This is a genomic window from Dyella sp. S184 (assembly GCF_009766065.1).
Taxonomy (GTDB): Bacteria; Pseudomonadota; Gammaproteobacteria; order Xanthomonadales; family Rhodanobacteraceae; genus Rhodanobacter.
On record NZ_LMUE01000002.1, the window covers coordinates 543,177 to 556,281 of the forward strand.

Here is a 13,105-nt window from a genome sequence, read left to right on the forward strand (position 1 = left end):
CCCGTCTCCGCTCGCCCCAGTGCGAGGTCATCTTAGCGCCGGTCCGCGGGCGGGAAGAAAAAGGCCGCTCGATTCGACAACGGGCAGCCCCGGTCCAGGCACAGCGCCAAGTCCACTTCCGGGGTGCGTATAACCGAATCTGACCCCGATTCCGTAGATACGATCAAAGATCGGGGTCAGGTTCACCTTCTCACGGCCGTAAGTGAACTTGCCCCCGATAGTCTTGAACCAGCGGCTCGATCTGCGTCTTCAGCACCCGGAACTGTGCATCGACCATGAGCGGATTGGGGTCGTGGCCGACCTTGTCGAGCAGGATGTATTTCTTGGTCGGCGCTTTGATGCGGTCGAAGTATGCCCTGGTCACGCTCGGCATGGTGAGGAGGTCTTCTTTGCCCTGGATGATGAAGACCGGCATGGGAAAGGTCGTGCCGAGGGCTGGCAAGTCGATGCGCGAAAGCATGCCGTCGCCCTTCATGCCCACGAACTGCATATATGAGTAGTCCTCGCCGGCGCTATAGGCCGTCTTGTAGGCAGCGGTGTCGTACGGTGATGGGGAATTCCACCACGTGTCCGGCGCGGGCTGGGTGGTCTTCGCCTCGTACCGGCGCGTGATGCGACGGACGATGCCGAAGGCGCGCGGGTTTTTCCACGGTGGTGCTCCAAGGGCCTCGAGCGAGGCGACCGCCTCTTTGTCGCCGGCGGCGCGCGTCAGCTCCAAGGTGCGCTTGTAGGTGGCGTTCTGGTTCGCGCGGTATTCGACCAACTGCGATGTGCCTTGGTAGGCGGAGAACAGCTTGGGCTGCAGCTTGAGCATGTTGATCGCCAGCGCCGAACCCCAGGAGCCGCCGAACAAAATCACCTGCCGCTTGCCCAGGCGATGCGTGGCATAGGCAGCCACTTCCACGCCGTCCCTTGCCATCAGCGCCATCGTGAGCGGGCTAGTGGCCGTATCAGGGTTTTGCGCAAACGTCTTGCCGCTGCCGCGCTGGTCCCACTGCACGAGCGTGAAATCCTTCTCCCACGGGCCGTAGAGATTTTCGGCAAAAGGTGTTGATGGATTACCCGGGCCGCCATGCACCATCAGAACAACGGGATTGGCGCAGTTCGCACCACGGATGGTGACCCACTGCTCGATCCCGTCGATCGGCACGAAGCCTTCTTCCGAGATCTTCATGCCCGGCTTACATGCCGCGGACGTGTCACCTGCGGCCGAAGGCCAGGACACCAGCAATCCTGCGACCAAGCCGGCCGCAATCAACCATTTGTTCATACGTTCCCCAAAAGATCGGGGTCAGGTTCACTTACTGCCGTGAGAAAGTGAACCTGACCCCGATAGTCGCCTTCAATGAAACCGAAACCGATTCTAGAGCCGCAAACCGGACCCACACGAGTCGAATGCCAGCCCCTTGGTTCAGAAGAAAGTCGTCCGACAAGCCTCAGCTTTCGTTGTCCCAGAACACGTCGACCGCGTTGCGGTTCATGATGCCCCATATGGGCGTGCCCAGTCGCACCAGGCCAGTGCGTATGCGATGGACGGATTCGTCGTATGCAGAGATGCGAAAGATCATCTGGTACTTCGAGGTGGTGAGCCACATCGACAGCGGGACGGACAGCCAGAGCGTGTTGGATTTCGCATGCAGGATGCGCAAACCGCTGGCGTCGGCCCAGTTCTGCAGGAGTGCCCTGGCGTTCTGGTAATGGCGCCAGCTCAGCCAGATGACTCCGGCGATCAGCAGCAAAAAGAGTAGCGGCGTGGCTCTGGTCATCATGCCTCCAGGAATTTTCCGTGCGAAGCGTAGGCGGTGCTGCACGACTGAGCAAGCCGCCCTGCCGACGGGGACCGATGGCGGCGGTGGGTGCGCCCAACCTGATGCGGCGCCCGACGTTTTTTGAACGGCTGCTATGCGGCGCGCGTTTGCAGAGGTCGACCGGCCGGCGTTGGCCGGTTGCGGCCGCTGGATTCATAGCTGATCAGTGTGCCGGCGACCCGGTCACAGACGGTCGGTTCAGGCACGCAGTAGAACTTTCGATCCGGATCGGGATTCACAAGTCAGGTCGTGGTGTCGACGCGCTTGCTTATGGTTCTTCCCCTATCTGGGAATAGGCGTAGGAGGCCAAGCCGAGCCCCTCATCCGCGGCCCACGGCTGCCAGACCTCATCCTTATTCGCCATCAAGACGTTGCCCACGGCCATGGTGGTACCGCGCCAAAGACCCGTTATGGTGCCGATTGGACCGCTGCAGATAACCTTCATTTCAAGGTCACTTTCGTCCCATTTATACACGTTGAAAGCGAGCTGACCGCCGCTTTCAAAAGGCTGTATAACAACGAGGTGTCCGTCGCCTTTCAAATCACCCAATAGCCATGGTGCGCCACCCGTGGAAAAGCCCTGCTTCGCATTGGGTGCCTTGTCGGAAAGAGCGACCAATGCGCCGTCTACCAAGCCATAGACCACAAACTTGACGTACCCACTGTGGCTATATATCTCCACGATTTCATCGCGGCCGTCGTGGTTGATATCCCCAACGAGCCAATTTCCATTGTTGTAAAATTGTTGGCTCAACAACGGAGTCGCCGGCCCGAGCATGGCAAATCCAGTCGGTTTCCCCTTCCACCCATACACTGCCACTTCAACGCTTTGGCCGTTGTTCCATAGCTGCACAAGCTCCGCGGTTCCGTCACCGTTGATATCGCCAAGCAAGACAACTTGCGGGCTGTAAAAAACCTCACCCAAATTCGATTGTGGCGCCAGGTTGACGAGCCCCGGTTGCGGTTCTAGATCTGCGTCCCACCCGTAGGTATTGCTAGCAAGATTTCCGTTATTGAAAATTTGCACGAGTTCGTCATGACCATCGCCGTTGACGTCTCCGATAAACCACGATCCCCCCTGATCTTGGTTGAAATTGGATTGCGATGAGAGCGTCGTCATCTTGCTCTCGGCCTTGGACCAGCTGAAAACATTGATCCCCAGTGGACTACTGGATCCGTGCGGCCATATTTGGATGACTTGGTCGCTATTGTTGCCCACGACATCTCCCACGAGCCACGCAGCAAATCCCGCCCCTTGATCAGTGGACGGATCGGGCGTGAGATTCACCACGCGCGAGGAGGGGTTTGGCGGGCTCGGCTGACCCAACACTGTGAGCGTCAGCGAACCGCTGGGGCTGGCCTGGACAAGCTCTGCAAATCCGTCTCCATTGACATCGGCACTGAGCCAGGTTCCTGCGGCGGTATTGCCAGCCACCAGATCGGCGTTGAAGAAGTCGATGACCATTTCTCCCGCGAGAACTTGGGAGCTGTTGCTTTCACTGTCACGCGCTGCTTGAACGGACATGACGATCTCCAAGTCGGTGATAAAGAAATATGGGCCAAGCCATAGCGGAGCCGGTTGCACATGTCCGGGCTTGAAACAGATACCTATCTTCCCCTTAGCGCACGCAAAATCGGCGACCCCGACCGGCATCGTACGCCGATCGTTTGAGCCGTGTGTGCAACGGGCTACTTCTGGCCGGATAGCGACCGTGCCTCGTGTCGCTATCCGGCCAGAATTGATCCGATCAGACCTCCGTCTGCTCTGCAACCTCAAGAGCATCTTCTACTTCGATGCCAAGGTATCGCACCGTGCTTTCGAGCTTGGTATGTCCAAGGAGCAGTTGCACGACGCGTAGGTTCTTGGTGCGTCGGTAGATCAAGGTAGCCTTTGTACGGCGCATGGTGTGCGTACCGTACGCAGCAACGTCCAAACCGATTCCTGCGATCCACGCATTGACGATTCGTGCGTATTGCCGGGTCGAAAGGTGGTCCGAGTTGTGAATCCGGCTTGGAAACAGATAGGCGGTGGATGGAAGCTGAGCCTGTTTGATCCAAGCGGAAATTGCATCTCGCGTCGGCGCGGTGATTTCAAACTGGACCGGGCGCTGCGTCTTCTGCTGAAGGACGATGGTGCGAGAGGAAATGTGATCTGCAGAACCGACATCGCGCACCCGTAACTTGACCAAGTCACACGCCCTGAGCTTGCTGTCGATCGCCAGATCGAACAATGCAAGATCCCGAATGTTCCTTGCCAGCTGAAGGTGGATCCGAATCGCCCAGATGTCACGGAGCCTGAGCGGGGCCTTTTGCCCGGTAAGTTTGCCCTTGTTCCAAGGTTCGCGGCGTTGGATGGATGTATCGATCGTGTTCACGGTGGACTCCTACCGAGGTGGTGGAGCCTGCCAGCGTGCGCCGATATCTCGAATGGGCAATGTTCGACCCGTTTCAGCCGGTCGAGAACGGCCGCTTTGTGGCGGACATTTTCAGCAGCCGACCTGCCGCTTTTGTCCGGTCAGCGACCGATCTCAGTCCTGCATGCCACATCACATCGCGCGGAAACGATGGCGGAACGCGTCGCTCACGCGAAGCGGCTCGGCAATGCCATGGAGCCAGATCAGCAAGCGACCATCCCCATCCGGCTTGACCTGCCGGATCGCCGACACGCGAACGATGGCGTTGCGGTGAATCCTCCAGAAGACTTCCGAATCGAGCTTGAGCATCAGATCCTTCAGCGGCGTCCGGATGAATGCGGAATCGGTGGCGGTGGCTACGCGGGTGTACTTTTCCTCGGACTGGAAAAGTACGACGTCTTCGATGGGAATCATCCGGACGGTATCGCCGATGCCGGCGGTAATCCAGGTGATCGTCTCCGCTCGCGTCAACCGGCCGGCGAGGCTGTCGATCAATGCCGTCAGATCGACTTGCGTTGCGGGCTGGCGGCTGCGCAGACGTGCCACCGTTTCGGTGAGGCGATCGGTGCGGATCGGTTTCAGCAGGTAGTCGATGGCGCCAGCATCGAAGGCCTTCACCGCGAATTCGTCATGAGCGGTGATGAAGACGACCTGGGCTGGACTTTCGGCCTGCCGCGCCACCTCGAGGCCACCAAGTCCCGGCATGCGGATGTCGAGGAAGGCAACATCCGGCTTCTTCGATGTCCACGCATCGAGCGCGCTGATGCCATTCTCGCATTCCGCGACGACGATCAGTTCGGGCCACAGGGTTGCCAGCATGCCGCGCAGCTCCGTGCGCTGTGGTTCCTCGTCTTCGGCAATGAGGGCCGTGATGGGTGCGGTCATGGGAACGTGAGCGGAATGTGGATGCGTGCGCTCACCCCGCCTCCGGCACGTGATGCGATGTCGAAGCGTGCGCGTGTTCCGAAACGATCGCGGAGCTGGGCGCGAACATTCGCGAGGCCCAGGCCAGGCGTCGTGCCGGGCTGCAATCCCTGGCCATCGTCCTCGACGCTCACGCTCAGGAATCCATCCGCGGTGCCGGCGATGATCGCGATCATGCCGGGGCCGGGTTTCGGCTCGATGCCGTGGGTCATCGCGTTCTCCACCAGCGTCAGCAGGATCAAGGGGGGAAACGGCAGAGACCGGACCTCGTCGCTTGCATCGACGTGAATCTGAATGCGGCCGGCCGTACGGACATTCATGATCTCAAGATAGCCCAGGCAGAGATCGATCTGGCGACCGAGCGTGGCTTCCTCGATGCCTGTTGTGCGGATGCGCGGCAACGCGACGCGCAGATACGCCGCAAGCGCATCGATGGTTCTTGCCGCGCACTCGGGCTCGCTGGCGATCAGTGAGCGCACCGACGCCAGTGTATTGAAGAGGAAATGCGGTTCGATCTGGGCCTGGAGGACAGCCAGTCGCATGTCGGCTGCATTCCGTTCCGCGCGCAGGTTTTCGATCTGGCGGCCGGCTGCGTACTGGGCAATGCGTCGCTGTTCGCCGAGATAGTAGATGGCTGCGAAGCCTCCACCCGCGACGATCAGTACAAAGAGGGACGCGTTGATGGTGGCGGCGAGAAAATTTGAAACGGCCTGGCCGAGCAGGTTGGGTCCCATGGGACGCCCGGAATAGGCCTGCATGAGATGGGCGTGATAGGTGCCCGCCCAGTCCAGGGCGATGACGCCGATCCAGAGCCCGAAGAGGATCGCCAGCAGTACCAGCGCGCGCTCCACGACGAGCGGCAGACGCCAATGCCGAATCAATGTGGCGAGCAAGGGTCCGGCCGAGACCGCGATCAGCGACGCGATGCAAGCCCGGAGCGCGAGCCCCGGCCAGTCGCCCCATGCATCCATGCCCGACGCATGCCAGGTGGCATACGTGCAACCGGCGAGGACCGCCAGCGGCCAAAACACGATTCCCCGACGCAGCAACCAGGGCCAGGTGAAGGCGCGGAAGTTCTGGTAGAGCGTCCAGCTGCCGAGATCCGACAGCACGCTTCGCGGCAGTCGGGCATGCAAGTCGTCGTCGGGCAAATCCATGCGTGACACGTTAGCAAAGCGCGCGCGATCGCGCACACGAACCATCCGCGCCTGGACCGTTTCATCGCATCGCCGACCGGTTCCGTCGCATGCCCATCGCGCTGCGCTCCCGCGTGCCCTATATCTGTCGCACACACGACATCGGGAGACACCATGCAGATCAAGATTCTGGCGAAGGCGGCCGTTGCGTTTGCGATCCTCGTTGGATCCGCGACCCTGCCGTACCGTGCGCACGCGCAAACCACTGCGCCGGCCACCGCGCAAGCCGAGCCATGGGTATCCACAGCGTGGCTGGAAAGTCACCTGCACGACCCGAACCTCGTGCTGCTGCAGGTCGGCGAAGAGTCGCAGTACAAGTCCGCGCACATTCCCGGCGCGCGTTTCGTCCGGCTTGCCGACGTCGCCGCCACGTCGGGCGAACTTTCGCTGGAAATGCCGACGGCGCCGGAATTGCGCCAGCGACTGCAGGGCCTCGGCATCTCGGACGGCTCCCGCGTCGTGGTGTACTTCGGAAACAATCAAGTCTCCGTGGCGACGCGGGTATTGTTCACGCTGCAATCGGCTGGACTGGTAGCGCATGCCGACCTGCTCGACGGCGGCATGCCGAAGTGGCGCCGCGAGGGCCGCGCCCTGACCGACCACGTCACCGCAGCCACACCGCCGGGAACGCTGGCGCCCTTCAACCTTCAGCCCACCATCGTCGATGCCGCGTTCGTGCGCGCACACGTCGGGCAACCGGGTTACATGCTCATCGACGCGCGTGCCGCGATGTACTACGACGGCGTCGAAGAGAGCGGCGCGGATGGCCACCCCCGCCGCGGCCATATTCCCGGTGCACACAACCTGCCCTTCACCAGCATCGCCAACGACGATCTGACCCTGAAGCAGCCGGCCGAACTGCTGGCCTTGTTCCGCAAGGTCGGCGTCAAGCCAGGCGACCGGGTGATCGCTTATTGCCACATCGGCCAGCAGGCAACGGCGGTGCTGTTCGCGGCGCGTGCGGTGGGGATTGATGCCGTGCTGTACGACGGTTCCTTCGAAGACTGGACGATGCGCGATCTGCCGGTCGAGCTCTGACGATGCGCTCGCTCCGTCCCTATGCCGAACCCCATGCGACCGGCGTGTGCCTGGGCCTGGTACTGCTCGCCTGCTTCGCGCTGACCGGGCAAGGGCTGGGAGCATCCGGTGCTTTCGCGAGCGTGGCGAGTGGTGTCGTCGTCGCAGTCTCGCCGGAAACGGCCGTGCGCAGCGCCTACTTCCGGAGCTATCTGCAGGACGGTTCGCCGTGGACTGCCTGGCTAGTCATCGAAATCATCGGTGTGCTGGTCGGCGCCGCCGCATCGGCTGCTCTGGCAGGACGAACAAGACTGACGTTCGTCCGCGCGGTGCGTCCGTCCGGTGGCAGGTTCTTCGCTGGCATCGCAGGCGGCATGCTGATGGGCGTCGGGGCAGCACTGGCGCGAGGCTGCACCAGCGGTCTTGCATTGAGTGGTGGTGCGCTGCTGAGTGCCGGCGCCTGGATCTTCATGGTGGCACTGTTCTTCGCCGGCTTCCTCGCCGCGCCGCTCGTGCGCAGGCTCTGGCCATGAACGATCTGCTGATCGCGGGAGGCATCGGCGTGGCGTTCGGCTGGGCACTCGAATGCGCCGGCTTGGGCGATCCGCCGAAGCTCGCCGGCCAGTTTTACCTGCGAGATTTCACCGTCCTCAAGGTGATGCTGAGCGCGATGCTGACCGCGATGCTCGGTGTCTTCTGGGGCGGGCGACTGGGCATGCTTGATCCCACTGCGCTCTACGTGCCCGAAACGTATCTGCTACCGCAACTCGTCGGCGGTCTGGTCTTCGGACTCGGCTTCGTGCTCAGCGGCCTGTGTCCGGGCACGTCCTGCGTGGCGCTGGCCAGCGGCCGCATCGAAGGTGCCGCGACGATGCTCGGGCTGTTCGCTGGCGTGCTGCTCGTCGGCTTGGCCTTCCCCGCGATCGAACCTTTCTACCGCTCGACGCCACATGGCCCGCTGACACTCCAACGCCTCACGGGCCTGCCTTACGGGGTCGTGGTCGCGCTGGTCACGGTAATCGCCGTTTCGATGTTGGCGTGGATCGCAAAGCGGGAGGCAGCACGATGAGACTGGTGCGAGGGTTGGGCATCGGTGCACTTGCATTGGGCCTGGGGGCGCCTTTCGCGGGTAGCCCCTCTCGCACGCAGCAGCGAGGGCTTGATCTGGATTCGATTGCCCGTGCGATCGACGAGGGCTCCGACCATGTCAGCGCACGCCAGCTTGCAGAGTGGATACGCGATCGCCGACCGGGACTTCGCGTCATCGACGTGCGCTCGCCTGCCGAGTTCCACAACGCCGCCATCCCGACGGCGGAGAACTTGCCGATCGACCAGTTGGTGAGGTCGCGCTTTGCGCCCGACCAGACCGTCGTCCTTTACTCGCAGGAAGGGGCACATGCCGGCCAGGCCTGGGTCATGCTGCGCTCGCTCGGCGTGACCCAAGCGGTGTTCGTGCCGGGCGGCCTTGCCGACTGGCGCGAGGAGGTCCTGAGTCCGCTGCTGCCGGCGAACGGCTCGCCCGCGGAACGTGCACGGATCGCGGAATTGAGCCACTACTTCGGCGGCTCTCCCCGGATCGGGGGAGAGCCGGAAGGCGAAGTTGTGGGCGCGCCGCAGACTGGGCCCGGCTCGCGGAGGCGCGGATGCTAGCGCGTGCCTTGGAACCCACCGATGCGACCGATGCGTTCGACTTCGCCGCTCTTCGCGCCAGCGAATTCGCGCGTCTCGATACCGCCGGCATCGCCTATCTCGATTACGCGGCGAGCGCGCTGTACGGCGCCTCGCAGGCACGGGCGCACGGTGACCGACTGGCGCACGGGATTTTCGGCAATCCCCACTCGGAGCATCTGGCGTCCCGCCATAGCGCTGCCGCGCAGGCGGCCGCCCGTACCGCGACGCTCGCCTTCTTCGATGCCGATCCAGACATCTACGATGTCTGCTTCACCGCCAACGCGACGGCAGCCATCAAGCTCGTCGCGGAGAGCTACCCATTTTCGTCGCGCCGCGGACTTATCCTTTCGGCAGACAACCACAATTCCGTCAACGGCATTCGGGAGTTTGCCAGGCGCGCGCAGGCGCCCGTCAGCGTGCTGCCGTTGGATACGGAACTCCGGCTCGATCACGGATCTGCGAGCCTGCGGGCGAGCGTCGAGCGACAGGGCGAGGGCTTGTTCGCATTCCCGCAGCAGTCCAACTTTTCCGGAGTGCGTCACGATCTGTCACTCATCGAAGAGGCCAGGGCGCTCGGATGCGATGTTCTAGTCGATGCGGCAGCGGCCGGCCCATCGGGCGATCTCAGCCTGAGGGAGCATTCCGCAGATTTCGTCGTGTGTTCGTTCTACAAGCTATTCGGCTTGCCGACCGGTGTCGGAGCATTGATAGCGAAAAAGTCGGCCTTGGGCCGCCTTCGGAGGCCATGGTTCTCAGGCGGAACCGTGGAGTTCGTGTCCGTCGCGCACGGGCGGCACGCCCTAAGGGCGGGCCACGAGGGATTCGAGGACGGAACTCCCAACTTTCTCGACCTCGCCGCCATCGAATCCGGATTCGCTTTTCTCGCCTGCATGCCGCGCACGGGCCTGCGTGCCCATATCCAGTCCCATATGCAGCATCTCCTGGCACTGGCAGCGACATTGCGACACCGTAATGGAGCGCCGCTGGTGCGTCTGTATGGCCCTCGGGATATTGAGCGGCGAGGCGGTGTCGTCGCCTTCAACGTGCTGCAGAACGACGGTTGCGTCCTGCCCTACGAGCGTGTCGAGTCGCTGGCGCGCGAGCATGGGGTCGCCATCCGAGGTGGTTGCTTCTGCAATCCCGGAGCCGCCGAAAAGGCGTTCGGATTCGATGCCATAGGAGTGGAACACTGCTTCGACAAACTCGAAGGCAGCTTCAGCATCGAGGCGTTCCGGAGTTGCGTGGGGCGTGCCGCCACCGTGGGTGCGCTGCGTTTGTCCGTCGGTGCCCCCACGACGCACACCGACATCGAGCGTGCCGTGGCATTGATCGTTGCCTGCGGCGAATAGGTTCAGTGCGTAGGGAGCCTGTGTCACGGATCAAACCTCAACAAGGCGCGGTGATAACTCCATGGAATAGCGGAGTTGTACGCGATACCCATCGACTCAACTCGACCGAAGTCGCGAAGCTATTGAATTCCGATCTCGGCCCTTACGGGCCTGCTTCTTAGTCACAGGGATACACCATGAGACGCCATCTTCTATTCGTACTGCTTGCAATTTCGGCTACCGCCAACGCAGTTGTGATTCGTAGCGACGTTGCTGATGCCAAATATCGGGTGCCGGCTTCGGCATTCCCCGCGCTGGTCGACATGCCTGGCGAGGGACATGGTGTCCTAATTGCACCTCAGTGGGTCGTCACCGCAGCTCACGCAGCGCCAATGCAAGGCATGGAAGACGAAGTATCTATCGGCGGTGTGGCACGCAAGGTCAAACGTGTCATCACGTATCCGGGCTACAAGGGGCTGCCTGACAAGCTGGTCAAGCAGGCCGTGGCATCCGGCGATTTCTCCAAGGCGCATGCATTTCTTGCGTCGTCCAACGATATCGCGCTGATCGAGCTTGCGTCGCCAGTGACGGATGTAACTCCTATTCCTCTCTATCGCGGGAACAAAGAGGTGGGGATGACCGTGGAGCTTGTGGGCAACGGCGCCACGGGCAATGGCACCGTAGGTCAGGATCCTCACAGCTCGCATCGCACCGTCTTGCGCCGTGCGTTCAACGTGATTGTCGGTGCCGACGCGCGCTATGTTTGGTATCGATTCGACCCACCGTCGTCAGCCCTGTCACTTGAAGGCATCACGGGGAGCGGTGACAGTGGCGGCCCCTTGCTCATCGGAGATGGGAGTTCAAGGCAACTCGTCGGCCTGGCTTCTTGGAGCAAATATCCACCGGGCCATCCATTTTTGAGCAATTGGGCACCAGGTCGCCCATTCGTGGAGGGCCTCTATGGCGAAATCGTGTACGGCGTTCGCATCTCAAGCTACATCCAATGGATAGAAGGCGTGATTTCTGCTCAAGCATCGACCCGTGCCTCGTCTGTCTCGAGGTAGGCAAATCAATCTAGCCGGCGTTGCCGTCGCTTAACTCCAGGGCTGAACGTCCGCTCTGGGGCAACGTGATATAGGCGGTAACTGTCTCAAAGTGGCCGATCTCAGCCCTTGCAGGCACGATGAGGGTCCGGGCGAGCTGCGAGGGGCAGAGACCACCCGAAGCTGCCGGTGACGAAGACACGATGAGGCTCGTTGTGGGACGATCCCAATCGGGGCTTGCGATGGATGTATAACCCGACCCAGGATTGGCAACGTCAAGTGGCACAAGAGGATATCGTCTGCGAGTATCGCTTGGTGCGAGATGGTATAACCCGACCAAGGCCCGTCTATTAGGTAGTTAAGCGCTACGAAATGAACAGCTACCTGCAAACAACTGGGTTAGCCGTCGCTCGGATTGTCGCTTGGGTATGGGCGCTTGTCGCGGGTGTTGGCGGTTTGGCATTACTCATACATGAAGGGCCATTGCCCATCACAAATGGTTGGTTCGCCATGTTCTCGGGTATCGCAGCCTGTCCAATCACTGCGACGCTTCTAAAAAAATATGCTCGCATCGCGGTCCCAGGCTACGTTCAATTTGTGGTTGCGTTGCTGATTTTTATCGCCGGGCGTGTCGCTGTTGCAGTCTTGCTTCATCGGCCATTCTTGCCCCAATGTTCAGGCATATGCTGGTAACCAACGACTGCCGAGCCCCCATAGTGGCGTAGCATCAAGTTTGAACTGCACAGTTGATCAGTCTTCATCGAAGCACTCCTGGGGTGTTTGGTAGTTCAACCTCTTTCGCGGTCTGGCGTTGAGAGCAGCGGCGATCAGACTGCAATCGAGCTGCGTGATCGCATGCATGCTGGTGCCTTTAGGCAAGTACTGACGAATCAATCCGTTCGTGTTTTCGTTGGTGCCTCGCTCCCACGAGTGATGAGGATTGGCGAAATAGAAACGCACGCCGGTCTGTTGCTCGATGTTCTTGTAATCATGGAATTCCGTTCCATTGTCAGCCGTAATGCTGTGGACGCGAGCCGCATGCTTGCGAATGAGCCACGTTGCTCGGGTTGTCACGGATTCCATGGTGCGGTCAGGCAACTTGCCGATCAGGGTGTAACCGGTTCGACGCTCCACCAGAGTGACGATGCAGTCCTTGCTGCCCGTGCCCATGACGGTGTCGATCTCCCAGTGGCCGACCTCGCTACGGTCGTTGATGGCGGCGGGCCGTTCACCGATATTCCGCTTGCCTGCCAAGCGTCCGCGGCTATCGTAATATCCATAGCGCTTGCGGCGTCGCTTCGTGGCGCAACGCAAGTAAGCGTGAAGCCATCCGCCACGCTCCTTGTCCTTCCAGATGTGCTGATAGATCGTCTCGTGGCTGATGGACAGCAGGCGACGACGTTTGAGATGCCCGGCAATCTGTTCCGGACTCCACAGGTGCGGCAGCAGGCTCTCGACCAGGCGAAAGTCTTCCGGGCGGAAGCGCCGGTTACGGCGTGACCGCGATCGCCGGCCACGCGTGCGGCGATCGGCCTTGCTGGGCCGGTAGGCGCCATCGTTGCACTGGTTGCGTTTGATCTCGCGCGCAATGGTGCTTGGATGGCGCCCAAGCTGACGAGCGATAGCTGCTGCGCTGCATCCTTGCTTTCGAAGCGCAGCCAGCATATATCTTTCACCCGAGGTGATCTGGCGATATCTCATGAC

At 61.3% G+C, this 13,105-nt stretch carries 13 protein-coding genes; 6 read left to right on the forward strand and 7 right to left on the reverse strand.

The window, feature by feature from the left end; translation table 11 throughout:
- Nucleotides 1–190 precede the first annotated feature (190 nt).
- The 6 genes from GSQ75_RS02340 to GSQ75_RS02365 all read right to left on the reverse strand — a co-directional run bounded on the left by GSQ75_RS02340 (nucleotide 191) and on the right by GSQ75_RS02365 (nucleotide 6,303).
- Nucleotides 191–1,174, reverse strand: a complete 984-nt coding sequence (locus GSQ75_RS02340) for an alpha/beta fold hydrolase (protein ID WP_254058411.1) — start codon at nucleotides 1,172–1,174, stop codon at nucleotides 191–193.
- Nucleotides 1,175–1,436: 262 nt separating this feature from the next.
- Nucleotides 1,437–1,766, reverse strand: a complete 330-nt coding sequence (locus tag GSQ75_RS02345; RefSeq protein ID WP_158752919.1) for a hypothetical protein — start codon at nucleotides 1,764–1,766, stop codon at nucleotides 1,437–1,439.
- A gap of 310 nt (nucleotides 1,767–2,076) precedes the next feature.
- Complete coding sequence (locus GSQ75_RS02350) at nucleotides 2,077–3,333, reverse strand: VCBS repeat-containing protein (RefSeq protein WP_158752920.1); 1,257 nt, start codon at nucleotides 3,331–3,333, stop codon at nucleotides 2,077–2,079.
- A gap of 223 nt (nucleotides 3,334–3,556) precedes the next feature.
- The gene (locus GSQ75_RS02355; RefSeq protein ID WP_174236685.1) at nucleotides 3,557–4,183 is read right to left on the reverse strand and encodes a tyrosine-type recombinase/integrase; all 627 of its coding nucleotides are present in this window, start codon (nucleotides 4,181–4,183) and stop codon (nucleotides 3,557–3,559) included.
- 171 nt (nucleotides 4,184–4,354) lie between these two features.
- Nucleotides 4,355–5,107: a LytTR family DNA-binding domain-containing protein gene (locus GSQ75_RS02360; RefSeq protein ID WP_158752921.1), complete on the reverse strand. Its 753-nt coding sequence runs from the start codon at nucleotides 5,105–5,107 to the stop codon at nucleotides 4,355–4,357.
- Nucleotides 5,104–6,303, reverse strand: a complete 1,200-nt coding sequence (locus GSQ75_RS02365; protein ID WP_158752922.1) for a histidine kinase — start codon at nucleotides 6,301–6,303, stop codon at nucleotides 5,104–5,106. Before GSQ75_RS02365 ends, GSQ75_RS02360 begins: the two co-directional genes overlap by 4 nt.
- Nucleotides 6,304–6,456: 153 nt before the next feature.
- Here GSQ75_RS02365 and GSQ75_RS02370 point away from each other — a divergent pair, with 153 nt between their 5' ends.
- The 6 genes from GSQ75_RS02370 to GSQ75_RS02395 all read left to right on the forward strand — a co-directional run bounded on the left by GSQ75_RS02370 (nucleotide 6,457) and on the right by GSQ75_RS02395 (nucleotide 11,422).
- Complete coding sequence (locus GSQ75_RS02370) at nucleotides 6,457–7,380, forward strand: rhodanese-like domain-containing protein (RefSeq protein WP_158752923.1); 924 nt, start codon at nucleotides 6,457–6,459, stop codon at nucleotides 7,378–7,380.
- Between the two features lie 2 nt (nucleotides 7,381–7,382).
- Complete coding sequence (locus tag GSQ75_RS02375; protein WP_158752924.1) at nucleotides 7,383–7,892, forward strand: YeeE/YedE thiosulfate transporter family protein; 510 nt, start codon at nucleotides 7,383–7,385, stop codon at nucleotides 7,890–7,892.
- The gene (locus tag GSQ75_RS02380) at nucleotides 7,889–8,428 is read left to right on the forward strand and encodes a YeeE/YedE thiosulfate transporter family protein (protein WP_158752925.1); all 540 of its coding nucleotides are present in this window, start codon (nucleotides 7,889–7,891) and stop codon (nucleotides 8,426–8,428) included. The genes GSQ75_RS02375 and GSQ75_RS02380 overlap by 4 nt, the downstream gene beginning before the upstream one ends.
- Nucleotides 8,425–9,009 (forward strand): rhodanese-like domain-containing protein, encoded by a 585-nt coding sequence (locus tag GSQ75_RS02385; protein WP_158752926.1) that lies wholly within the window; start codon nucleotides 8,425–8,427, stop codon nucleotides 9,007–9,009. The genes GSQ75_RS02380 and GSQ75_RS02385 overlap by 4 nt, the downstream gene beginning before the upstream one ends.
- 8 nt (nucleotides 9,010–9,017) lie before the next feature.
- The gene (locus GSQ75_RS02390; RefSeq protein ID WP_158752927.1) at nucleotides 9,018–10,379 is read left to right on the forward strand and encodes an aminotransferase class V-fold PLP-dependent enzyme; all 1,362 of its coding nucleotides are present in this window, start codon (nucleotides 9,018–9,020) and stop codon (nucleotides 10,377–10,379) included.
- Between the two features lie 176 nt (nucleotides 10,380–10,555).
- A complete protein-coding gene (locus GSQ75_RS02395; RefSeq protein ID WP_158752928.1) occupies nucleotides 10,556–11,422 on the forward strand; it encodes a trypsin-like serine protease in 867 nt (288 codons plus the stop codon).
- A gap of 729 nt (nucleotides 11,423–12,151) precedes the next feature.
- Here the strand turns inward: GSQ75_RS02395 and GSQ75_RS02400 are convergent.
- Nucleotides 12,152–13,102 (reverse strand): IS30 family transposase, encoded by a 951-nt coding sequence (locus tag GSQ75_RS02400; protein ID WP_158752929.1) that lies wholly within the window; start codon nucleotides 13,100–13,102, stop codon nucleotides 12,152–12,154.
- Between the last annotated feature and the right edge of the window lie 3 nt (nucleotides 13,103–13,105).